This is a genomic window from Paenibacillus sp. BR1-192, assembly GCF_029542445.1.
Lineage (GTDB): Bacteria > Bacillota > Bacilli > Paenibacillales > Paenibacillaceae > Paenibacillus_AQ > Paenibacillus_AQ lautus_A.
In genome coordinates this window covers 3,776,849-3,801,734 of the sequence record NZ_CP120718.1, presented here as the reverse complement: position 1 = coordinate 3,801,734, position 24,886 = coordinate 3,776,849, and the positions used below count along the sequence as shown (strand labels likewise).

Annotated in this window: 19 protein-coding genes and 1 pseudogene; 16 read left to right on the top strand and 4 right to left on the bottom strand. The window is 49.0% G+C overall.

What is annotated here, in order from left to right; genetic code table 11:
- Positions 1-90 precede the first annotated feature (90 nt).
- A complete protein-coding gene (locus tag P0X86_RS16845) occupies positions 91-615 on the top strand; it encodes a phosphotransferase-like protein (protein ID WP_213578753.1) in 525 nt (174 codons plus the stop codon).
- 248 nt (positions 616-863) lie between these two features.
- Here P0X86_RS16845 and P0X86_RS16840 read toward each other — a convergent pair whose 3' ends face one another.
- From P0X86_RS16840 to P0X86_RS16830, 3 genes are all read right to left on the bottom strand, one after another.
- The gene (locus P0X86_RS16840) at positions 864-1,505 is read right to left on the bottom strand and encodes a peroxiredoxin-like family protein (RefSeq protein WP_096773865.1); all 642 of its coding nucleotides are present in this window, start codon (positions 1,503-1,505) and stop codon (positions 864-866) included.
- A gap of 72 nt (positions 1,506-1,577) precedes the next feature.
- Positions 1,578-2,090 (bottom strand): hypothetical protein, encoded by a 513-nt coding sequence (locus P0X86_RS16835; RefSeq protein ID WP_213578752.1) that lies wholly within the window; start codon positions 2,088-2,090, stop codon positions 1,578-1,580.
- A gap of 319 nt (positions 2,091-2,409) precedes the next feature.
- A complete protein-coding gene (locus P0X86_RS16830; protein ID WP_277745940.1) occupies positions 2,410-2,994 on the bottom strand; it encodes a TetR/AcrR family transcriptional regulator in 585 nt (194 codons plus the stop codon).
- Between the two features lie 388 nt (positions 2,995-3,382).
- Here P0X86_RS16830 and P0X86_RS16825 point away from each other — a divergent pair, with 388 nt between their 5' ends.
- The 3 genes and pseudogenes from P0X86_RS16825 to P0X86_RS33320 all read left to right on the top strand — a co-directional run.
- Entirely contained in the window at positions 3,383-3,880 is a 498-nt protein-coding gene (locus tag P0X86_RS16825) for an SRPBCC family protein (RefSeq protein WP_277745939.1), read from the top strand.
- A 296-nt stretch (positions 3,881-4,176) separates the two neighbouring features.
- The gene (locus P0X86_RS16820) at positions 4,177-5,355 is read left to right on the top strand and encodes an IS110 family RNA-guided transposase (RefSeq protein WP_277745938.1); all 1,179 of its coding nucleotides are present in this window, start codon (positions 4,177-4,179) and stop codon (positions 5,353-5,355) included.
- Positions 5,356-5,568: 213 nt separating this feature from the next.
- Positions 5,569-5,733, top strand: a pseudogene (locus P0X86_RS33320) (Type 1 glutamine amidotransferase-like domain-containing protein); the annotation flags it as partial.
- A 52-nt stretch (positions 5,734-5,785) separates the two neighbouring features.
- Here the strand turns inward: P0X86_RS33320 and P0X86_RS16815 are convergent.
- Complete coding sequence (locus tag P0X86_RS16815) at positions 5,786-6,475, bottom strand: helix-turn-helix domain-containing protein (protein ID WP_277745937.1); 690 nt, start codon at positions 6,473-6,475, stop codon at positions 5,786-5,788.
- 300 nt (positions 6,476-6,775) lie between these two features.
- On the opposite strand from P0X86_RS16815, the gene P0X86_RS16810 reads away from it, so the two are divergent.
- From P0X86_RS16810 to P0X86_RS16755, 12 genes are all read left to right on the top strand, one after another.
- A complete protein-coding gene (locus P0X86_RS16810) occupies positions 6,776-8,167 on the top strand; it encodes an ABC transporter substrate-binding protein (protein ID WP_096773860.1) in 1,392 nt (463 codons plus the stop codon).
- 96 nt (positions 8,168-8,263) lie between these two features.
- Positions 8,264-11,155, top strand: a complete 2,892-nt coding sequence (locus P0X86_RS16805; protein WP_277745936.1) for an extracellular solute-binding protein — start codon at positions 8,264-8,266, stop codon at positions 11,153-11,155.
- A 20-nt stretch (positions 11,156-11,175) separates the two neighbouring features.
- A complete protein-coding gene (locus P0X86_RS16800; protein ID WP_277745935.1) occupies positions 11,176-12,129 on the top strand; it encodes a carbohydrate ABC transporter permease in 954 nt (317 codons plus the stop codon).
- Positions 12,130-12,143: 14 nt separating this feature from the next.
- Complete coding sequence (locus P0X86_RS16795) at positions 12,144-13,007, top strand: carbohydrate ABC transporter permease (protein WP_277749048.1); 864 nt, start codon at positions 12,144-12,146, stop codon at positions 13,005-13,007.
- A gap of 18 nt (positions 13,008-13,025) precedes the next feature.
- Entirely contained in the window at positions 13,026-14,486 is a 1,461-nt protein-coding gene (locus P0X86_RS16790) for a hypothetical protein (RefSeq protein ID WP_277745934.1), read from the top strand.
- Complete coding sequence (locus P0X86_RS16785; RefSeq protein WP_277745933.1) at positions 14,483-15,109, top strand: Yip1 family protein; 627 nt, start codon at positions 14,483-14,485, stop codon at positions 15,107-15,109. Before P0X86_RS16790 ends, P0X86_RS16785 begins: the two co-directional genes overlap by 4 nt.
- 12 nt (positions 15,110-15,121) lie before the next feature.
- Positions 15,122-17,680 (top strand): DUF5696 domain-containing protein, encoded by a 2,559-nt coding sequence (locus tag P0X86_RS16780; RefSeq protein ID WP_277745932.1) that lies wholly within the window; start codon positions 15,122-15,124, stop codon positions 17,678-17,680.
- Positions 17,677-18,594, top strand: a complete 918-nt coding sequence (locus tag P0X86_RS16775) for a carbohydrate ABC transporter permease (protein ID WP_096773854.1) — start codon at positions 17,677-17,679, stop codon at positions 18,592-18,594. Before P0X86_RS16780 ends, P0X86_RS16775 begins: the two co-directional genes overlap by 4 nt.
- A 15-nt stretch (positions 18,595-18,609) precedes the next feature.
- Positions 18,610-19,554 (top strand): carbohydrate ABC transporter permease, encoded by a 945-nt coding sequence (locus P0X86_RS16770; protein ID WP_277745931.1) that lies wholly within the window; start codon positions 18,610-18,612, stop codon positions 19,552-19,554.
- Positions 19,555-19,750: 196 nt separating this feature from the next.
- The gene (locus tag P0X86_RS16765; protein ID WP_481858301.1) at positions 19,751-21,403 is read left to right on the top strand and encodes an extracellular solute-binding protein; all 1,653 of its coding nucleotides are present in this window, start codon (positions 19,751-19,753) and stop codon (positions 21,401-21,403) included.
- 87 nt (positions 21,404-21,490) lie between these two features.
- Positions 21,491-23,251, top strand: a complete 1,761-nt coding sequence (locus tag P0X86_RS16760; protein ID WP_277745929.1) for a sensor histidine kinase — start codon at positions 21,491-21,493, stop codon at positions 23,249-23,251.
- A complete protein-coding gene (locus P0X86_RS16755) occupies positions 23,244-24,866 on the top strand; it encodes a response regulator (protein WP_277745928.1) in 1,623 nt (540 codons plus the stop codon). Before P0X86_RS16760 ends, P0X86_RS16755 begins: the two co-directional genes overlap by 8 nt.
- Positions 24,867-24,886 lie beyond the last annotated feature (20 nt).

Here is a 24,886-nt window from a genome sequence, read left to right as displayed (position 1 = left end):
TCATAGTTCAATTATAATTGTTTTCTCAATCCTGTTTATACATTGAAACTGTTAAACTGTAATTAAATTGAACGAATTGGGGAATTAGAGATGAGTAAAGGGAAGATCGTGTTTTTGAACGGAGTAACCAGTTCAGGAAAAACATCTATTGTAGACGCTATTCAATTAAAATCGGATGAGTTTTATTATGTTGTTGCTAACGATCTTTTTGAAAATACAATTGGCGACCACTATCTTCGAGAAGATTATTGGAAATATTTAAGTGATGCCATTATTATGATGTATCATACCGCCAAACTATTTTCTAACCATGGTAAAAATGTGCTTATCGATGGCATCTTGGTAGAAAGACCTGAGTTAAAGCCGCATTATGAAAAAGTTAAGGACATATTTGCCGGGTACCCCTTTTATATGGTTGAAGTGTTTTGTCCTTTGGAAATTTGCCGCCAAAGAAATATTGAACGTGGAGATAGAGCTGAAGATCAATCAGACTGGCAAAACAGAATGATGGCAAAAGATATACAGTACGACTGTACTGTCAACACATACATAAATTCATCTGAAGAGTGTGCGGGTTCGATTCTAAAATGTTTGCATGGTAGGTCAAAAGATTAATCATGTTACGCCTCACGGGAAACAGCTCAATAACAACAAAAAGGCAGCCGACCAATGTGATCGGCTGTTTTTTTTCAACTGACGTGCTGAATATTCTGTAGATAGGTGAAGAGAGACAAAAACATTGCATCTTTGGTACCGTTTTTAGTTAGTATACAATTTCAATATAATTGCAAACCTCAAAGCGCCTTGTATTCGTGTTCTTGATGTTGCGAGCTAAAGGTGTTTTTCTGACAAAGAACAAAAACTTAAAGCTTTCTCAACTCATGCAGAATGTCTTCCGGATCCAATCGCTGCATAAAATCCGGATTGACATAGGCGGAACGGATAATACCAGATTCATCGATCATGAAGGTGGAAGGAATCGGCAGGACCCAGCGGTTCATCGCATTGTATTCCGTTAGGTCCATGCCTACTTGTTTCATAATGTTCTGGATGTAGTCCGGAACGTCGTAAAGAATATTATAGAAGGCTGCCACGAGACCGTTTGTGTCGCTAAGCACTTGGAAGGACAGCTCTTCTTTCTCTTGCTGGGAAAGCGTGTTGTCCGGACTTTGTGGGCTGACTGCGATGAGCTGACCCCCGAGGGCTTCAATATCCGGAAGTAGCTCCTGATAGCTCTTAAGCTGAGTGTTGCAGAACGGGCACCATCCGCCCCGGTAGAAAGTAAGGACAACAGGTCCTTTGGACAGTTCATCATAGAGGTTAACCGTTTCTCCCAAAGCATTTTTGAGTGTGAAATCCTTGGCCTTCTGCCCCTCCTGTCGGCCGTAAGCTATACCGGACTCCTGTTGCTCCTGGATCTGTCGGAACATCTCCGCTTGGATCTCCAAAGGGGTATGCGCTATAAATTCCTGTTTGACTGTGGCTAATGCTTGAGTTAATGACATGTTTTGCTCCTTCTTTTTAGTTAATTATCCTCTCGGTTTAATCCTTGACTCATTATCTTCCTTCCCACATCTTTAGGCAGACATCTCGGTTGACGAGTCGAAAGTATCCAGTCTGTTTTGCCTGCGTAAATGGATGATTTGTGCTGTCAAACCAACGATAAAAATGACGAGGAGAGTGGCTTGAGCGCCAAGTAGGACTGGCGAACTCAGATCGGAGACTAAAGGGTTGCCGTCTGGAACACGGGTCAGGATTTCAGTAACAGTCGGCAACATCAGCAGAAACGCCGTCAGGCTAAGGAAAATGGTCTCAAGGTACTTGCCGGAACGCCCAAAGCCTGAAATACGCCCGACGCCGTATCCGCCGAGCAGCAGCAGGATCGTTGCCGTGCTAATGACATAGCTGACCGACTGATGAGCGATGGGGAATACCGTGAGGGCGCCGATTATCATCGAAATGAAGTAGACGACACCAGGCCTTGACCTAGGGACAATTCGTCCGTAGCGAGCAAACATATATGTAGCCAGCGGAATGGCGGGCAAGCTGCTGAGCGTATGCACCCAGCCGAGTGATGAAATTCCAAACATAACTGACTCCTTTCAGTCCTTAAAGACAAGGGTGATTTGTTTTGTTATGTCGATAGATTTACGCGAGCCAATACTAGCGGCTGACATCATGTCCTTCGCGCCACCAACTGTCGGACTGCGAACGAACATGCCTTCTTCGTAGACTGCCGACAACTAGATGACCCATATATCGGCACTTAGCGGATATGACGCGATTCGTTCGACAATAGCGAGCATATCCTCAACAGTACGTAGCCTCCTCTCTAGATGACTTTAGCTAAGGGGTTAAGTTAATCTCTTGTCATCTCGATCATGTCTGTAATTTTCGACACTGGACCAATCACAATGGAATTGCGAGTCGCTCCAAGAGCGGGCCTGTCACGAAGCTGAACATATTCGGATCGCCATAGGCCCGCGCCGAAAGCATAGCTCCGTGAATCGTAGCCATGAATGCTTCGGCCTCGGCCTGCGGGGTACTTCTAAGTTGAAGTTGCCCAAGCCGCGATCCGCGATCCAGCACGGATGTCAACCACGTTGACAGATAGCGGAAATGCTCCCTGACCTCCATGGCAACCTCCTCGGGCAGGACAGGGAGTTGACTTGCCAACAACGCGCAGACACAAATCGGAGCGCTAGCGTCCGCGATGCAGGCTTCCCAATAGCCAACGTAAAACCGAAGCTGTTCGAGAGCATCGGATACATGGAATTCAATATTCTCCATCCCCGCTTCAGCTTCTTCCCGATACCGCGCAACCAGTGTTCGAACCAGATCGACCTTGCTTGGAAAATGGTGATGGATGCTCGCCTTACGAATCCCAACCACTTCAGCGATGTCAGCATAACTAAAACCGTTGTAGCCGCCGGCGATGATCAAAGAACGAGCACAAGTCAGAATGTCATCAGAAGTAGTAGTTAAATTTTTCATGTCATCAGTCTACCAACTAGTAGGTAGAGTGTCAAGTGAGTTCGGAAGTCTTATAAAAACTAAAGGAGGTGTAGCTGGTCAGAGCGATCAGTTGCCTTTTTAAGCTAACGGTAGTGGACGTGGCCCCCAATTATCGGGGAGTTCGTGATCGACTGAATCTGAAGCTGATCGAGACCCAACCCTTCAGCTCCGGCGTCGTGGTGCTTCGCTACACGCTCGTTCGTTAGCTGCCTGTGCCTGGCTGATCACCGCAGCTAGGCACTGCCAGACGAATCTATATGAGCACAAGAAGCAGCCGGCTAACATCTGTCGGCTGCTTCGACGTGGAGCTTTTCTGCTGAACCTAACGAGCAAAGATACAAGTAGAGAGGAGGTATAAATTGACATTTTGCAGATTAATGAATACAATCAATACAGAACGAATGTTCGTAAAAACGGAATTGGAGGAACAAGTTCAATGGATTTGATTATTGAAAAAACCAGAGATATTAATGCAAGTAAGAAAGTTGTTTGGAAGGTATTAACTGATCCTGATTCCATTAGAGATTGGTTAGGAGTACATATTGAAACGGATTGGAGAGAAGATAGTCCGATCACATTTTCATTCTCATGGGACGGAAAAAATCTTACCGATAAGGGACATATATTGAAATTCATGGAACCGGACACTTTCTCTTATGATTATTGGAGTTGGTTTTCGGGAACTCCAGACACTCCAGAAAATTACTCAATTATTGCGTTCCGATTATTTGATAATCACGACAGTACAACACTTGTTTTAACGCACCGCAACTTTTCAACACCAACGATGTATGAACACTCGGATAAAAACTGGGAAGAGACTTTAGACAAAATAAAGCTATTAGCAGAAAAAGTGATATCATAGTTCAATAACTTGTCGGGCACAAGAGCATAATCCATTGAGAGTCGCTAATTTAGCGGCTTTCGTATTATTAGGTCAACCAGATTTCTGGTTGGCCTATTTTTGTAGGCATTATACGATGGTGGTAGCCGGGAGAACGAAGGTGGCTTAGGGACGCAGATCCCGTCAAAAAAACGGTTCTCTCACTACCGTCCAACGACTATGTTTGAGCTGGTAGAGGCTTTAGACCTCGCATCACAAGCGAAGCTATGGGGTTGGAGACCATGTGGGAATGCCGGTATCGAATCAAGGAGGTTATTATGCAGCCAGTAGTAGGAATAGACGTGGCCAAAGGGGTTAGCGTTATCCAGGCCTTTATCGGTCGCGAAAAACCCTTCGGGAGGATGGAGAAGCTTCATCATGGGCCGGAAGGTTTTGAACGGCTAGGGGAACTGTTAGGAACACTCAAACATAAAAGTGGCGTCGAGCCCGTTGTTGTCCTTGAGGCGACCGGACATTACCATCGAAGTCTGGTAGGGTATCTTAAACGTAGTGGATGGACTCATTACATCGTTAACCCTCTGCAAGCGAAACGATCGAAAGGTACGCAACTTCGCAAGGTGAAAACAGATGCAGCAGATGCATGGCATTTGGCTGAGATGTACTACCGAGGGGACGTTAAAGCGCATCGAGAGTGGGAGGAAACCTACACCGAGCTTCAACACTTAACGAGGCAACATGAGTTTGTAACCGCGATGTACGTACAGGCCAAGTTAAACAGCAGAGCTTTGCTTGAGCAGGTGTTTCCGGACTTCATCGGATTATTTCATAATCTGTATGCGACCACATCATTAAAAGTGCTAGAGCGATGTTTGGAGAACAAGGTCGAAGATGTGGGGGATCTGATCCTTGAATGTGTAGGTAAATCCCACTCCAAAGGATGGATTACGGAGAAAACAAAACGGTTGAAAGAACTCGTGTTGGGCTGGAAAACACAAGAGAGGAGTCGATCCCAGAGCATAGCGTTGACTAGCATGGTCTCCCTGCTGTTGGAATTCGATAAACAGTTAAATCATTTGGAAAAGCAGATGGAAGAACTGGCTGGGGAGTTGCCTGAAGTGGAATTGGTCAAAAGTATCCCGGGTGTAGGGAACAAACTTGCGGCAGCCATCGTGGCAGAGCTGGGCGATGCAAGCCAGTTCAAGGATGCGAAGCAACTTGTAGCCTACGCAGGATTAGATCCGGGGATTTACAGCTCAGGAAAATTCACGGCTACAAGCAACCGGATCACGAAACGAGGCTCAAAAAGACTACGGCGAGCACTCTATCTTGCCGTACAGTGCGGGATTCGCAGACGTGCAAACCGCAGGATCAGTGATTACTACGACAAAAAAAGAAAAGAGGGCAAGCCCTACAAGGTGGTCGTGATCGCTTGCGCCAACAAGCTTCTCCATCACATTTATGCCATCCTAAGTAAAAGCGAACCCTACAAAGCCTAAAAACCATATTTTCCCATAACCTTCACGCCACTGAAGGTTATTTGTGCTGTTTAGAAAAGTATATCAGTATTCTATTATTTAACCAAGTTATAATGCTTGACAAGTATTAGCTGGTTTTTTTGTTTTAGCGGTACAATACGAACCGAAATGTAGCTTTTCTGTAGTTTATGTAGCCCCCTTAAGTCAAATAATAAACGACAGACGCATAAAGTTATGAAATTATTGCTCTCATCTGCAGGTGGTAATAACATAAAACATGCACGACGCGCTAGTTGACATGCTGGGCAAGCCGTTGCCAACTCCAACGCACAGTGCATCCCCATCTCGATGTACGGTCACCCCTGGGTGGGTTCCGGTGTCAAAGCCTGGCAGTTCATCAAAACGGACGGGCAAAGGGGGACAGTCATTGGATAACCTAGGGCTTTTGGCGTTAGGAGGCGACCATCTTCCGATATTCGTTCGCGCTTACGCCGGTATAGGATTTAAATCGCTTATAGAACCAGTCGATTTCCGTATAGCCCACCTCATACGCAATTTCGTAAACCTTGAGATCCGTTTGCTCCAGCAATATTTTCGCTCTTTCCATGCGCTGGATGAGCAAATATTCGTTAAAACTCATATTTTCATGGTTCTTGAACTTTTGACCAAGATAGGAGCGGTTGAAATGGAATTTGCTCGATAAGTCTTTCAGGGTAATATTTTCGTGAAGCATTTTTCCTACATATTCCTTTACTCTGTGGATCACGTCATCCTCAGTGCGGTGATGGTTCGCCATTATAGCAGCTACGCTCTTCACCAGTTCCTCAGCCGGCAACGTGCTCGGTAAGTAATCACTGACCTGAAGCTGCAGCGCTTTTCGAATGACGGCAAATTTCATGGCATCCTCGATGACGATGATGGGCAATCGGCTTATCCTCCGGATCCGACCGCACAGTTCCAACCCTTCTTTAGGTTTGCCGTTCATGTTGATGACGGCCAGCGAATATCCATTCTCCTCAATCAGATGCAGCGATACGTCGCAATCATGTTCGCATATGTCCATGTTCATCCCGCATTTGCCCCAATCCTGCAGGCGAAGCATGTCGCTTCCGGAACAGCAACTCAGATTGATGTACAGCATCTTAGATATGATGACTCCCCCCGTACATTTCCTTAAACGGAATATCATTCAAAATGTTTACGCTTACATTATGTTGCCCTGATCCCGTTCTTCACAATGTGCTTTTCTTTGCATAGCTAGCCGTTCTTTACTTCTTTGATATCTGGGTTATAAAGATCGGTGAACATGCCGCAGAACAAGCTGGCTATCTAGCGTTTCACAGGTTGAACATCCCGATTTCCCCAGGTTGTTGCATGGAAATGTAAGCGCTAAACTTTGGATGAATATGGACCAAACATCAATCGTTGAGGGGGATTAAAGATGCGTGTTCGCAAATTAATGGTTCTGTTATTAGGATTGGCGCTGCTGCTTGCAGCCTGCAGCGGAGGCTCAGGCAACCCAAGCAGCGGCAACCAAGAAACCGTGGAATCGGAGACGAATAGCGGCACTGAAAACGAGACGTCGAAGGGAACGGACGAGACCGAAAACAGCGGCGAGGAAGAAGTCTACAGAACGCCGGATATGGATTTTGATTTAGGCGGCAAGACCATCAAAATCGTCTCTTGGTGGGATATGACGATTCCGGAGGATACTCCGGACAATATCGAGCGCAAGAAGAACCTTGAAGACCTGATGCAAAAGCATAATTTTAAAGTGGAGTACGTGGCGATCGATTATGGCGAGTACCAAGAGAAAGTTACCGCTTCCCTGATAGCCGGTGAGCCGATCGGCGATATCGTTCGACTTGGCAAAACCTATACGGTGCCTACCTTGGTTAAACAGGATCTGCTTTGGCCGATCGACGAATACACCCAAAACCCCATCGCCTTTAATCAAAAGGTTACGAAGGAATACTACACGTATAAAGGCAGGGGGTATGGGTTTACCGAAAACCAGGCAAATCTGGTTCAAGGCTTCTTTTACAATCGTACACTTATGAACCAGCTTGGCTTAAAGCCGCTTCAAGAGTACGTGAACGAAGATAACTGGAACTGGGAAACATTCATCCAAGTGGCTAAGGAAGCCAACAAAGATACGAACAACGATGGCAAGCTGGACACTTGGGGGCTAGCAAACTCCTCGCTCATGGACCATGCCTTGTATTCCAACAATACGGGGCTGACCAAAGAAGATAAGCAAAATCTCGATGATCCTGCAACATTGGATGCACTTCAATTCATTTCTCGTATTGCTACCGAGAAAATAGCAAGACCGACCGAGGGCGGCGACTGGACGGAGCCAGGGCAATTTTTTCGTCAAGGCAATACATTAATGTACGCCGGTGCCCTCTATGAGATGAGCGGCTTGCAGACGGATATGCCGGATTACGACATCGGTTTCGTACCTTTTCCAAAAGGGCCGAACGCAACGGAATACCACTCTGCCGAAGCACTCTTCCAGGCGCTTACCATTCCGAAAGCAGTCGAAAATCCGGAACAGTTGCTGTATATCTGGGAGAAAATCAATGACATTGATTCCGTATACGATTATCCGGACCAAGGCTCGTACGAAACGATATTCTCGAATGAAGATGACTTGAATAACGCCAAGATGGTGGCGCCAAATATGATTATTCTTGACCACAATACATTCCCGAATTTGAAGTACTACGATTTCGTCGGGGAGCTGAATGAAGGGATATCCGTTTCCACCGTTGTTGAGAAGTATAAGTCAACGTTTCAAGCGGCCATCGACGAAGTATATGGTCCTTGACCTTGAATATTAGCCGAAGACCGATCGTCCCTGCGGAGCTCATTGCTGCGGCAGGGGCGGTCATTGGATGGATTAACCGTGTGGGAGGGAGAGAAATTGAACACCAGGAACAAGCGTTTCGGCAGCGCCATACTTGTCATCGTCCTATTTTTTTTGTCTCTATGGGCCTTCTACCCTTCGAAATCGACAAACCAAGGCACCGTTCAAGCGACCGCCGACTTTGAAGCGATCATGGAAACGGAAGGGCAGGACGGGTACAGCCAGTATTTAGACGCCCATGCATCGGCAAATCGTCCGGACCGCATTATCCGCATCGAAGGCGAGTCTTTTGTATCAACCGCTGGGAAGGGATTCGAGATCGCGGAGAAATTACACGGTTCCGAAGGCAAATCCGTGATCACGCCAGAGGTAGGTTCCATCACATGGGACGTGAACGTGGAGCAACCGGGCTTATACCATATACGGATCCGATACTATCCTATTGAAGGGAAGAGTTCGGCGATCGAAAGACAGTTCTCTATCAATGACGAGGTGCCTTTCAAAGGTGCGGATATCGTGCTATTCGACAGGGTATGGGGAAATCGGGACGAAGAAATCAGGCAGGATAACCGGGGAAACGATCTGCGGCCAAGGCAGGTCGAAAAGCCTTCGTGGCGGCTTGCGCCGCTCTCCGATCGGTATGGCTATTATGATGAGCCGTATTCCTTTTATTTTGACAAGGGCAAGCAGAAGCTTACGCTAACGTCCTTGCGGGAGCCGATGGCCATTGATTATATCGAGCTCTACCAGGATCATGCCTTGAGAACGTACGAGGAGCTGGCGAATGAATATGAGTCCGAGGGCTTGGAGCCGAGCCGGGATCAATACATTCTGATCCAAGCGGAGGACGCCAAGCGGAAATCGTCGCCGACCTTGTATCCAACATCCGACAGATCCAGCCCGACCGTGGTGCCTTACGACGTTTCCAAAATCAGAGTCAACACCATCGGAGGCGTCAACTGGAAGCTGCCGGGACAATGGATCGAATGGGAGTTCGAAGTGGAAGAAGACGGATTATACCAAATCGCCTTAAAGCAAAAGCAGGACCAGCTCCGCGGCGTCTTCGCCACCCGCAGCCTTATGATTGACGGGGAGTTTCCTTTTCAGGAAATGAAACGAATCCGCTTTCATTACGACCGCGATTGGCAGATGAATGTGCTGGGCGAGGAAGAGCCTTATCTATTCCATTTCACCAAAGGCACGCACCGGGTCCGAATGATGGTGTCTCTTGGCGAGATCGCACCGCTCTTGCAGACGATGGAATCCAGCGTTCTGGAACTGAATGAAATGTACCGAAAAATATTGATGATCACCTCCAATACGCCGGATCCGTTCCGCGATTATCAATTGGAGAAGCGGATTCCGGATATGGTGGAGGTGTTCGCCGAGCAGGCCGAAATCATTCAGAGCGTGGCCGATTACCTGGAAGAGGCTACGGGCGAGCGAAGCGACAAGGTAGCCGTCCTGCATTCGATGGTGCACCAGCTGAACGAGCTTGCCGATAATCCCGAAACCGTCGCGAAGCGCTTGGATACGTATAAAGTGAACGTAGGCGGTCTGGGAACCTGGATGCTGCAGATTAAAGAGCAGCCCATCTCGCTCGATTACCTTATCATTCACTCGCCGGATCGCAAGCTGCCCAAACCGGACGCGTCGTTTCTCGAGGTAACGGGCCATGAGCTAGGCGCTTACGTGGCTTCATACACGGAAGACTATGACACGATCGGCAACGCCGGCGATGAAGAAGACGCCATTACCGTTTGGGTAACGACCGGACGCGATCAGGCCCAAGTGCTGAAAGCTTTGATCGACGACACGTTTACGCCTGAATCGGGCATTCCGGTGCATCTCCGGCTTGTTCCGGGAAATATCCTTCTGCCAGCCACGCTTGCCGGAGAGGGTCCGGATGTCGCCATGCAAATCGGCGAGGATGTGCCGGTCAACTACGCGATGAGGGGCGCTGCGGCCGATTTGACGAAATTCAATGATTTCGAGCAGGTAGCCACCCGGTTCCGCGATAGCGGGCTGGAGCCTTACAAATATAACGGCGGGGTGTACGCCTTGCCTGAGCAGCAAACCTTCCCGATGCTGTTCTATCGCAAAGATATTCTGGAGGAACTTGGTTTAAAGCCGCCGGCGACCTGGCAAGAAATCTATGACATGATATCCGTGCTTCAGAAGCACAACATGGAATTTTATTTGCCGCTGGAAGCCACCAATGCAAGCCTGGTCCCGAATGCGACGTTCGCGATGCTGCTCTACCAGAACGGCGGGCAGTTCTACCGCGATAACGATACGAAGAGCGCGCTCGACTCCGACATCTCCATGGAAGCCTTCAAGAAGTGGACGCAGTTCTATACCAGCTACAAGTTCCCGCTTCAAGCGGATTTCCCGAACCGTTTCCGGACCGGAGAGATGCCGATCGGGATTGCGGATTACACGACGTACAACATGCTGACGGTCATGGCCCCAGAGATTAAGGGACTGTGGGATTTTACGATCGTGCCGGGCACTGAACGCGGGGACGGAACCGTGAACCACGAGGTTGCCAGCCATACGTCCGCCGTCATGCTGCTTCAGAATTCGAAGAGCAAAGAGGCCGCCTGGGAATTTCTGAAGTGGTGGACCGGTAAGGAGACGCAAATTGCGTATGGACGAGAGATGGAAGGCTTGATGGGTGAGGCGGCCCGCTATCCGACGGCCAACATCGAAGCGCTGGAGGAGCTGCCTTGGCCGATGAAGGATTACCGGAATTTGGAGAACCAATGGCAATGGGTACGAGGCATTCCGCAAGTGCCAGGAGGATATTTCACGGGCAGGCATTTGGACAATGCGTTTAGAAAAGTGGTGAATGCCAGCGAAAATCCGCGAGAAGCCTTATCCGATTATATTCTGTACATTAACGATGAAATCGAGATCAAGCGGAAGGAGTTCAATTTGCCATATTAACAGGGGAGGTGCGGTAGTCGATGCAACCAGGAATTCAAACCGTGAAGAGCCCCAAATCGAATGTGCAGAGGAACAGCCGTTGGGTCTCCTTCATAAATGAGTTAAAACGCAGCAAGCATTACTATTTGCTGATGAGTCCGTATATGATTATTTTCTTTCTGTTTACGGTTATTCCAGTGGTCTTTTCCTTTGCCCTAAGCTTCTTTTACTTTAACATGCTGGAATTTCCGAGGTTCGTCGGTTGGCAAAACTATTCGAGACTATTTCTGAATGACGATATCTTTATGATCGCCTTGAAAAACACCTTGATGTTTGCAGTCGTAACCGGTCCGATCAGTTATATCGCCTGCTTTGTATTCGCATGGATCATCAATGAACTGTCGCCCAAAGTGCGAGCGTTCATGACACTGGTCTTTTATGCGCCTTCCATATCGGGAAACGTTTATTTCATTTGGCTCATCATCTTTTCCGGTGACAGCTACGGGTATTTAAACGGATTTCTTATGAAAGCCGGCTTTATCTTGGAACCGATTCAATGGCTTCTGAATGAAAACTATATTCTATGGATCGTGATTATCGTACAGCTTTGGCTCAGCCTGGGCACCAGCTTTCTGGCTTTTATCGCCGGTCTGCAAACGATCGACAAGTCACTGATCGAAGCCGGGGCAATGGACGGCATAAAAAATCGTTGGCAGGAGCTCTGGTATATTACGCTGCCGTCCATGAGGCCGCAGCTGATGTTCGGGGCCGTCATGCAGATTACAACCGCATTCGCGGTCGCGGATATTTCCATCGCGCTCGCCGGGTTTCCGAGCGTTAACTATGCGGCGCACACGATCGTAACCCATCTGATGGATTTCGGCACGATCCGCTTTGAACTCGGCTACGCATCGGCCATTGCGACGTTCCTGTTCCTGCTGATGGTAGGGACCAACAAGTTGACGCAAAAAATGTTGAGAAAGATAGGTGAGTAACGTTGGCTGCGAAAATGATTCGATATTTCCGGCTGCCGAGAACGCTGAACCGTTCTTTGCCCGTTAGCATTTTGCTGTTTGCGCTGCTCGCCTTGTTCGGAGCCTTCATGGCATTGCCCTTGATTTACGCGGTAAACAACGCATTCAAGCCGCTGGACGAATTGTTCATTTTCCCTCCGCGGTTTTTCGTAAACAATCCGACGATGGATAATTTCCTGGACTTGATGGTGTTAATGGGGAATTCCTGGGTACCCTTATCGCGCTATTTCGCAAACACGCTATTGATCACCATCATTGGAACGGCCGGACATATCCTGCTGGCGTCCGCAGCAGCCTATCCGCTGTCCAAATACCGGTTTCCCGGCTCGAAAGCACTGTTCTCCATCGTGGTGCTCGCCCTGATGTTTTCGCCCCATGTAACGGCGATCCCGAACTATATGGTCATGTCTTGGCTGGGGTGGATCAATACGCATGCCTCCATTATCGTGCCTTCCTTGGCTTTTCCGCTCGGGCTGTTCCTGATGAAGCAGTTTATGGAGCAAATTCCCGACGCGCTGCTCGAGGCGGCCAAAATTGACGGGGCCAGCGAGTATCGGATTTACTGGTCCATTGTGATGCCGAACGTGAAGCCTGCCTGGCTGACGCTTATGATTTTGCAATTTCCGGCGCTTTGGGGCAGCGATGGCGGCAGCTTTATATACAGCGAGCATCTGAAGACGTTACACTTCGCGCTGGGACAGATCACGGAAGGCGGAATCGCAAGAGCCGGCGTCGGCGCGGCCGTTGCTTTGCTCCTGATGATCGTTCCCATCACGCTCTTTATCATCTCCCAGAGCAGCGTCATGCAGACGATGGCCACTTCAGGGATGAAGGATTAGAAAGGAGGCATGACCAGATTGATCAATAGCTTGCGCAAACTGAAAACGCCTCTCCTCATCTTGATCTGCTGCTTATTGGGGGTTGGCGCAGGAACGGGGAACGTAAGCGCCGAGAGCGCCGCGGACTCCTACAATTATTCCTATTGGGGCGATGCCGTCGCAGCGCCGGCCGCTTATGTGGCGACCGAATGGATCAGCGGCTCGGACCTGGGGACGGGACCTTTCCAAGAGCCCAGCGATCTCCACGTCGCCGCCGACAATCGCGTATACGTACTGGATTCAGGCAACAATCGGATCGTTGTGCTGGACCGTGATCTAAAGCTGGTAAGCACCGTGGATTCCTTTACGAGAGAGGGCAAGCCGGATACATTCCTTCAACCGCAAGGGATTTTCGTGACGGATGACGGCGATGTGCTTGTAGCGGACACGGGTAACAAGCGGGTGGTTCACTTAGATGCGGATTTTCAGCTGGTCAAGATCATCGATTCGCCGGAGTCGGAACTATTGCAGGATTCGTTTAAATTCGAACCCGTGCGGGTCGTAATGGACCATGCGCAGCGAATTTATGTCATGGCTGGCGGCGTGTTTGACGGGTTCATGGAATTCAACGCCGAAGGGGCGTTTACTACTTTCATTGGCGCGAATCGCGTTTATATCGATCCGATCGAATATTTCTGGAAGCAGATCTCGACTAAAGCGCAGCGAAGCCAGATGGTCATGTTTACGCCTACGGAGTTTACGAATCTGGATATTGATTCGGAAGGATTTATCTATGCCACTAACGGAGACCAGTGGGGGAACAACATTAAGAAGCTAAACGCGCAAGGCAGCGACATTTTACGAAGAACTGGGTATTCCGACCCGCAGGGCGACATTCTTTACATCAGCAGCGAAGGTCCTTCTAAGCTGATCGATATCGATGTTACAGACAGCGAGATTTACTCCGTTCTCGATGGCAAGCGAGGGCGGGTGTTCACTTACAACGGGGACGGTCATCTGATGTACGTATTCGGCGGGCTGGGGAACCAATTGGGCCAGTTTCATACGCCGGCCGCCATCGATCGAATCGGCGAGGATTTTCTTGTGCTGGATAAAGCGCTGGGCGAAATCACCGTCTTCCGAACGACCGAGTACGGGCGAACGCTGAATGAAGCAGTCAAAAGCTATTACCGTGGCGAGGAAGAAACCGCTTTTGCGTTGTTTAATCGAACGATCGCCATGAATGCCAATCTGGATTTTGCCTATGCGGGGATCGGTAAAGCCTTGCTTCGTCAAGGCGATTATAAGGACGCCATGAAGCATTTTAAACGCAGTTTGGATCAAAAAAACTATTCCAAAGCATTCCTGCTATATCGAAAAGAAGTCATGAGAGAGCATTTTCCGTTGATCATGACCATGCTGTTCTTAGCCGGAATCGGTATTTTTGCCGCGGCAAGGCTTCGGAAAGTGAAGGAACGAAGAAAGGGGGCTTCCGCATGAGCAGGGATTGGATTCGATTCCCCCTAAATCTCATGGTTCATCCCTTTGAAGGCTATTGGGACCTGAAATACGATCGCAACCGACAATTCACGTTGATCATTTCATTTTGCGTATTGTTCCTGGTGGCCGTTACGAACATTTTGGGGAGCCAGTACAGCGGTTTTCTAGTCCATGTGTACAATCCAGAGACCATGAACAGCTTCATGGAAATCGTCTATGTGATCGTGCCGGTATTGTTCTGGTGCGTGGCCAACTGGTCGCTTACGACCTTGATGGACGGAGAAGGCAAATTCGTCGAAATTTTCACGTCGACCTGCTTTGCGCTTCTGCCGCTCGTGATCATTCAATTTCCATGGATTTGGCTTAGCAATCTCGTTTCGCTGCAAGAGACCGCCTTCTATTATTTTTCCAACTCCGTTGCGGTTCTTTGGTTCGTATATCTGCTGTTTATCGGCAATATGACCGTACATCAGTTTTCCCCGTCCAAAACGATCGGAATTATGATGCTAACCCTGGTCGCCATGGGGTTCATGGCTTTTATCAGCTTGCTGTTTTTCAGCTTGGTCCAACAGATCGTGGCCTTTATATCCGTCATCTATCAAGAATTCGTCATGAGAACTTAAGGAGGAGGAAAAATGGGCAATTTCGCTAGATATATGCTGCTTGCTGCCAGTGTACTGACAGCGCTGATCATGGCCGGATGTACGGATAAAGGACCCGATGAGGCAGGTGGCGATCAAGTCAACAGGCTCACCGAAACGTTTAAACTCGATTCAACCCTTAAGGCGTCGTTCGCCAATCCGAAAGTCCAAGGCATGAAAGGCATCGCCGAGAACGATCAACTGCAACTGCTAGCGGACGATCAGACGGGGGCGATCGCCGTCGTGCATAAAGCGAGCGGGGAAGTTTGGCACAGCAATCCTCCCGGGCGCGAGTCGGATCCGCTGGCTGCAGGCGTGAACAAGAGTTTGTTGTCCTCTCAGCTGAAGCTTGATTTTTATAATAGTTTCGGACAAATAAACTCCGTCAATTCGCATGCCGATAGCGTGGCCTATAAACAAATCGGCATGGAGGAAATCGCAAATGGCGTTCGCGTAAACTACCGGTTCGGCTCGGACAAGAAAACAATCGACGACATGCCCATGAAGATCAGCAAGTCGCGCTTCGAGCAGAACCTGTTAAGCAAGCTGGACAGCACGGGCCAGCGAACGCTGAAAATCGCGTACACCGAGGATGCGGAACAGGGGATGTATGTCCGGTCCGACGGCGCGCTTAAAGGCCTTCAGCTGGAGCGGGCGCTTAAAGCCTTTGAGGATGCCGGGTATACCGAAGAAGATTTGCTGGTCGACATTGAGGAAAACCATTTGGATCAGACCAAGCCTGAACCGCGGGTATTTCATGCTTCGGTTGAATACACGCTGGACGGCGACAGTCTGCTCGCCAAGATCCCGGTTTCCAGCATCGATTTCCCGGCTGAATATCCGGTGAACACCATATCGTTCCTGAGTTTCTTCGGTGCCGGGGGAACGGAAGAAAAAGGCTCGATCTTCATTCCGGACGGATCGGGGGCGCTGATCCATTTTAATAACGGCAAGACCCGGTATCCAGCCTACCAACAGAACGTGTACGGAACGGACCGAACCATGAGCCGCATCGAAACGGCAGAACTCAGCCAGGAAATCAGGCTGCCGGTGTTCGGAATCATCCGTCAAGCCGGGGCATTTATCGGCATCATCGAGGAAGGGGCTTCGGCCGCGACAATCAATGCTGACGTTAGCGGCAGACTGAACAGCTATAACTACGTTTACCCGACGTTCACGGTGATCAACAAAGGCGACTTAAGCCTGGATGCGAACGGCCAGCAGCGCTCGCTTCCGAAATTTCAGGAAGCTCCGATGCGAAGCGATTTTACGGTCCGATATGCCTTCGTGGGCAAGCAGTCGGCTTCCTATCAAGGACTTGCTGCCTATTACAGGAAATATTTGGAGCAGCATGGCGGTCTTCCCGCAATTGACGAGAGGAACGGGGACAATATGCCGTTCTATCTGGAGCTCGTAGGCAGCATTTATAAGAAGAAGCATTTTGCAGGAATTCCCTATCGGGCGCTGGAGCCGCTCACGACCTTTGAACAAGCGCAAAGTATTCTGACAGACATGAGCCAGCGTGGAATCCATGACATCAAATTGAAGTATAGCGGCTGGTTCAACAAGGGGCTGGCTCATGAGGTACCTGGCAGCGTCTCCGTTGACCAGCAGGTAGGGGGAGAGAAGGGACTTCGGCGTCTGTTATCCTATGCTAACGAGAATGGGGTAACGCTATATCCGGATGTCGCCTTCCTTACGGCATTGTCCGGTTCCGGGTTCAACGTAACGAAGGAGGCGGCCAGAACGCTGCGAGGCGTCCCCGCAGAGCTCTATTCATTCAATCCGGCATTGAATCGCCGGGATCGGACCGGTTCGCCGACCTATGTCATATCGCCGCGGTTAATAGGTAGTTACACGGAAGCTTTCTTAAAGGACTATGGCAAATACGGCGCAAATGCCGTTTCGCTGAGTGATCTGGCCACCGAGCTCGATAGCGATTTTCGCAAGCACCGCCAAATTGACCGCACGGAGTCCGAGCATTTGTCTCAGGATGCGCTGCAAAAAATTGAAGATGCCAATCTTCAGGTCATGGCTGACGGAGGAAATGCTTATGCGCTGCCTTTCTTAACCGATATCACCCACGCGCCCATGGCAAGCAGCAGGTTTAAAATCGAGGACGCGGAAATCCCGTTCTATCAAATGGTCGTCCGCGGTTATATCGATTACACAGGCTCACCCTACAATCTGACTGCGTATACCGATCCCAAACCGTATATATTGAAGTGTTTGGAGTACGGTTCCGGCGTGTACTTCCAATGGATCTATGAACCGAATCACAACATAAAGGACACGGCGCATAACGACTTGTTCTCCGCCAATTACGAGATATGGATCGATGAAGCCGCCCGTATCTATGAGGAAGTGAATGCTTTTCTGAAAAAGGTTCGCCATGATCGGATCATCGGACATGACGAATTGGCTGACGGCGTATTCAAGACGATATATGAGAGCGGCGTTTATGTCATCGTGAATTATAATCATGTACCGGTGACGATTGACGATCTAACCATTGAAGCCGAAAGCTATGTGACAGGTGGTGAAGCGCCGTGAAATTCATAACCCAGCGATTGGGGGGAAAGCAAAGGAGCTATGGGAAACAGAAGGCTTTATGGGGCATTGCTTATGTTATGCCTTGGCTTCTCGGCTTTATATTTTTCTTCCTGATCCCTTTGCTGACTTCCCTGATCTACAGTTTTAGCACTGTAACCGCGAATTCCGAAGGAATCGGCATTACGCTAATGGGGATGAAAAATTATGTGACCGCCTTTACGGTCAACACCAGCTTTAATCGAATGCTGACCGAAGCGATTGTTAATATGGTGGTGAACGTGCCCTTGATCGTTATTTTCAGCCTCTTTCTGGCTGTTGTCCTGAATCAGAAATTCCTTGGCCGTTCCTTTGCCAGATCGATATTCTTCCTGCCTGTCATTCTTGCTTCCGGGGTCATACTGACCCTGGAAAGCAGCAGCCTCGTTCAGGCGATCAATGATCAGAATGCCGGTTCCGGAGGGCTGATCAACGCTTTGGGAAGCTTTGAGCTCGAGCGATTAATGCTTCAAGCCGGCGTAAGCGAGACCATCGTAAACTATTTAACGGGAGCCGTGGATCGTATCTATGATATTGTAAGCCAATCCGGCGTACAGATTCTCATATTCCTGGCTGGCATCCAGACGATATCTCCCCAGCTGTATGAAGCGTCCAAGATGGAAGGGGCAACGGGTTACGAAGCCTTCTGGAAAATCACGTTTCCGATGGTTAGCCCGCTAATCCTGGTCAATATGATTTATACGATTATCGACTCGTTCTCCCGAAATGAGCTGACAGAGTTAATCCGTACCACGGGCTTCGTTCAGTTCGATTTCGGCCTTAGCTCAGCGATGGCCTGGATTTATTTCTTAGCCATTACTATCATCCTATTAATCAGCGCATATTTGGTATCCAGGAAGGTCTTTTACCATGAATAGAAGAAGGTGAATACTATGCCGGTATCTCGGTGGCTATCGCTCGAACATTGGAAACGATGGCTCTGGTCTTTCATACGTTTAACATTGATCGCAGGCCTGTCCTTTGTCATTCTGTATCCGATTCTGCAAAAAATCTCGACGGCCGTCAAAGACAAGGCCGATCTTTATTCACCGGTCGTCGTATGGATTCCGGAAAATTTCACGATGAGCAATTTCCTTGATGCCATCCGCATTATGGATTACTGGGAAACGCTGTTTAACACGTTTGCGCTGTCGGCGACGACGACGGTCTTGACAGCCGCTTCTTGCGCCCTTGCGGGATACGGCTTTGCCCGTTTGAAGTTCAAGGGCAGCCAATTTATGTTCGCTTGCGTTATCCTGACGATACTGGTGCCCCCAACCACGATTCTCATTCCTATATACTTGAATCTGAAAGATTTTACGCTGATGGGCTTGATCCCGCTCATAACCGGGAAATCCGCCAATCTGTTAAACAGCTATTGGCCGTTCATTCTGACTTCGCTGACGGCCAATTCCCTCAAAGCCGGTTTGTACATTTTTATATTCCGACAATTTTTCCGCGGCATTCCGAAAGAAGTGGAGGAGGCCGCGTATATCGACGGCGCGGGCGTCGGAACCACCTTTACCCGCATCATGATGCCGAACGCGATTCCTGCCGTCATTACCACGACGTTGTTCTCCTTCGTCTGGCAATGGAACGACAGCTTCTACACGACGACGTATCTGACTTCAAGCAAGGTCATGTCCACCCAGCTTTCATCGCTGCCGTACAATCTGTCCATCATGCTGGGCGGCGATCCGTCGAAGGCAGACCCTTTTTATTTGAGTATGGTGCAGGATACCGGCATCTTGCTGGCCATCCTTCCGTTGATCGTCATTTATTTGTTCGTCCAGCGATACTTCGTGGAAAGTATCGAGCGTACCGGTATCGTAGGCTAACATTTCAAGATGAAAACCGCCACCCCGAATCTAGGGGATGGCGGTTTTTGCTTGCATGCAGCAACAAGTAAATAATGGGATAGTAAGTAAAAAAATGTTTATTGTGGGCCGGGGCCTTTAAAGTATAATAATACAATTAATCGATAGGAAAGGGTGTTATCTGTTGCTGATCATCGTAAAGAACTTCTCCAAGGTCATGCTAAGCGCTTTACTGTTTGGTTCAACACTGGCGTCTTGTCACCAAAGCAGCGGTATCGACCACAATCGGGGGCCGGAAACACGCGGGGAGGGCGTTTACAACGATAAGTCATTAAGCGTTTATCATCCGCCGATCGAAGTCACGCTTGTGAGAGAAATCGGCGACGGCTTGGAGGATATTCTGAAGGCATTGCCTGATGAAACGCTGGAGGACAATCGCTGGAGTCAGTTGTACGAACAAGTTCTTGGCATTCAAATCAAATACAAATGGGCTGTGAGAAGCGAACAATACCACAAAAAGCTGGATATTATGCTGGCTTCAGGGGACATTCCGGATATCGTCAAGGTCAATGCCCAGCAGCTTAGGCAATTGAGTCATGCCGGTCTGATCCAGGATCTGACGCAGCCTTATGAGGAATATGCTTCAGCTTTGACTCGGCAAGTTCATCGTCAGGAAGGGAGCGGCACCCTGGAATCCGGCATAATCGGTGACAAGCTGATGGGCATACCAGAGACCGATTCCTCTATCGAAAAGGCGATGTTTCTGTGGATTCGAACGGATTGGCTGGACCGATTGGAACTGTTGCCTCCGCAAACGATGGATGATGTCCTGGCAATTTCGAAAGCGTTTACAGAACAGGATCCCGACGGAAATGGCCAACAGGACACCTATGGAATAGCGGCTACCCAATATTTGTGGGACCCCGTCATGGGCTTAACTGGATTCATGGCCGGTTATGGAGCTTACCCGAACATATGGCTTGAAGACGAGAGCGGCAAACTCGTATACGGAGGCATTCAGCCCGAAGTGAAACAGGCGCTCAAAGCGCTTCAGGATATGTATCGCAACCATGAAATCGAGAGTGAATTCATTTTTAAAAACGGAAGCAAAGCAAAACAGCTCATAGCCGATGGGAAGATCGGAATGGCCTATGGAGAGCAATGGGGAGCGTTCTTGTTTCAATCCAGCCGAAGCGGCGATCCGGATGCAGAGTGGCAGGCTTTTCCCATTGTTACTGACTCCGGCAAGGCGCCAAAGGTTCCGCTTAAATTTACCACAAGTTCTTTTTACGCCGTAAGAAAGGATTTTGATCACCCGGAAGCGATTCTGAAAATGTTCAATTTGCATCTTGAAAAAAATTGGGGCAAAACGGCCGAGTACGGGACTTACTACAACGATTCCTCGCCCGTGTGGGGTCTATCTCCCGTGACTCCTTTCCCTGCTGATAAAAACCTCGAAGCCTACCGGCAAATCGCCGAATCGCGTCGACAAGGCTCGACGTCACAGTTACAAGGTGAGTCCGGATTCATACAAGACCGAATCGATCGATATATGGATAAGAAAGAAGACAGCGAATCCGGCTGGGGATGGGAAAAAATCTACGGGGCATCCGGTGCGATGAGTATCCTGGACCAATACGAGAAAAACGATCAGTTGTTATTCGATGCATTTGCCGGCGCTCCGACCGAAACCATGATCGAAAGAAGAAACATTCTGGACAATCTTCAGCATGATTACTTCGTTAATATCATCCTCGGCGAACCCGTCGACCAATTCGACCGGTTTGTCGAGGAATGGTATCGGCTTGGCGGCGCGGACATTACGGCCGAAGTGAATCAATGGCATGAGGACAAGAAAGGCCGTCCATAGAACCATGAGCCCCGCAAGCATGATTGGCTTCAAAGGCCATCAGGCGGCTAATCATCAAGCATATTCACACGCATCGGAGGAGTTTAATTGCTTAAGTTACCCGTGAATTCCATTCGTAATACCATCTTTATTCGATTGGTTGCTACCTATCTATTCGTTATTCTTCCGCTTATCATTCTCGGTGTTTATCTGTATAACTGGAGTTACCAATACGCTAGCCAGGAAATATCCAAAAATTCGCAAGCGCAGCTTTCGGCTTACCTGGACGGGTTGAACCGGGAAATCGAATGGTTGGAAATACAGCAATACGATATTTTGCAGGACGGGGAACTCAACAAAATGGCGCTGACATGGGAGATGATGAGCACGGTCGATAGAAAAGCAAGCCTCCATTATTTGCTGCCTCGACTGGTCTCCATCAAAAACAGCAGTGTCTACATAAAAGACGTATTCGTTCATATCCGCGGCATGGATAAAACGATTTCAGCCATGACCGGGATGAACCCATTCGACTCGAGGCGGTATAACAATGTCCAAGTAGGAAAGGCGCGCGGCAATGCGAGACTCTTGCAGATCGACGATACGCTCCATCTTGTAGCGGCTAAATACGGAGCTAGAAAAGGGGAAGAGCCGTTCCTGATCGTTCAGATCGAACTGGATCCGAGCAAACTCAGGGAATCCCTGATGCAAATCAGCGTATATCCGGAAAGCGGGGCTTTTATCGTCTCCGAGCCGTCCGGATTTGCTCTGGCCAGCCATGAGGAGGCGGATCGTTTAATGGGAGGGGCCATGCAGGCCATCCCAAATGCGAATCGCCAAATGATAACGATCGGTACAGGCAGGTATCTGATCGATAAGGCGTATTCCGACAAGCTGAAATTATCCGTGTTCACCTACTTGCCTACCGAGGTGGTGAAGCGGCCGCTAAGTAAATTTTATGTCTGGGCCTGGCTGTTTGCAGGCACGACGCTCTTAGCCATCGCCATCTATGCCGTATCGACATACAAGCTGGTTCATAAACCGCTGCTCCTGCTTGTCCAAAGCTTCAGGAAAATGGAAGATGGCTTGTTTAATATCCGGATCAGGCATGGACAAAGGGATGAGTTCGGCTATTTATACGATCGATTCAATCATATGCTTATCAAGCTGCAGCATTTGATTGATCAGGATTTCAGGCATAAGCTCATGATGCAAAGGGCGGAGCTGAAACAGCTCCAATCCCAGATCAATCCCCACTTTTTATATAATAGCTTCTTCATCTTGAGTTCCCTGGCCAAAACGGGGGATGTCGCGCAAATCGAGTTGTTCACGAACATGCTTGGAGAATATTTTCGATTCATTACCCGCAATGATGCGGACAACGTTCCATTGCTGGAAGAGACAAGGCATTCCCGCATTTATACCGAGATTCAAAAGCTCAGATTCTCAAGGCGGATCCGCGTTCAATTCGGGGAGCTGCCGAAGGAAATGGAGACCATCAAGGTGCCGCGATTGATCATTCAGCCTATTATCGAAAACGCCTATGAGCACAGTCTCGAAAAAATGCAGGATGAAGGTTTGCTGCATGTAGCGTTTCATTTGGATAATGACGAAGCCTCCATCGTGATTGAAGAAAATGGGAACGGGCTGACGGATAACGAAATCGAAGCGCTAAACAGGCGGCTTGAACGGACGTCCGAATCCGTTGAATCCTCTGAATCCCCTGAAGTGACGGGCCTTATCAACATCCATCGGCGAATTGCTTTAACGTACGGGGAAAGCAGCGGATTAGTTCTTTCAAGAAGTCCATTGAATGGATTGAGGGTCCAGATTCGAATCAGGCTGACGGAGGGGAATGGACATGTATAGATTGCTGGTCGTCGACGATGAAGAGATTATTACGAACAGTTTGTTCAAAGTATTTCATCAATGGATGCCCGAAAAGCTTGATGTTTGCCGGGCCTACTCCGGCAAGGAAGCGCTGAATTGGATGTCGCGCACGAGAATCGACATCGTTCTGACGGACATACGCATGCCGGGCATGAGCGGATTGGAATTGACGGAGAGCATCCGCGCTCTCTGGCCAAGGTGCAGAATTATCTTTCTGACCGGGTACAGTAATTTCGATTACGCTTATCAAGCGATCCAGATGCCCAATATTCGCTATTTGTTGAAGACGGAAGGTTTCGATAAGGTCATGGAGGTCGTGAAGGAAGTTATCCATGAAATCGAGAGCGGCAACCGCATGAAAGAATGGCTTAAGCAATCTCGCATGCAGATCGAAGCGCTGGAGTGGATGGAGCAGGGGGAGTACTTCCGGCAATTCGTAGCGGACAGCAGCTTGCTTGGAGCGGATAACGAAGCGATGATTGACGATTTCCAAACCTTGAACATTGGGCTGGATCCGAAACTCCCTGTACTGTTAGCGCTTGGCCGCGTAGCGTATTCAGCAGGCAAAGCATATGCAGAAAAGAAAAATGGCCATCGATCGGTAAGATGGATATGGAATTCTTTTATGGAGGAGCATGTCCGCAGCATCGGCGTCGTGGACAAACACGGGGATTTATTATGGCTGCTCCAGCCGCGGTCCGAGAACCCAACCGGGGATCGTCTGGTTCTTTATTTGGAGGGTACGCTTGAACTCATCCAGGAAGCCTGCCTTGATTCTCTTGAACTTACCGTATCGTTCACCATAAGCGGCTTCCCGTGCCGGTGGGAGGATGTGACACCACAGTATGAACGGCTGCGAAGGCTGCAGCAGCTAAAGATGGGCGACGGAATTCCGATGATTCTCAAGGATCAAACCGACTCTGACAAATCGCCGCACTGCAAGGAAGGAGTGGAGGCGAGTCATAAGGCGGACATCTTGGAAGCACATTTGGAGGCCGGAAGGGAAAATGAATTTATGGAAGAATTGGAGCAGATGTCGGAATTCGTGCTGACCGTGGACGATCTTCATCAGCACGCTGCCCAAGCTTATTATTCTATTGCGCTGGTGTTGTATGCGAAGCTGACCCGGCTAGGTCTTCAGGATCCGACCGGTGAACGGGGAAAGCTGCTGGACTTGGAAGGCCATGATTCCATGAAGGAAGCTTTTCGGTATTTGAGGCGAACGGCCGAAGATATCTTCGCTTTCAAACGAATGGATGAGCGAGGCAAAACGGCGCATGTCATTGATCGGGTATGTCAATATATCGAGGAGCATTTGGATCAGGACGTGACCCTTGTGCATCTTGCCGAACGCTATTATTTCAATCCGTCCTATCTATCGCGCTTGTTTAAGCAAGAACGGGGAATCAACATCTCCGAATATATCGAAAAATGCCGAATACGAAGAGCCAAGGAGCTGCTTAAGGAAGGGGATTTGAAAGTAAGGGACGTGGCTCCTCTTGTCGGATACGATGCCGCCCATTCCTTCACCCGCTTCTTCAAAAAGGCGACGGGGTTAACGCCTCAGGAGTACCGGGACAATCTCGTGAATTAGGCCGGCCACCTACCATTAGT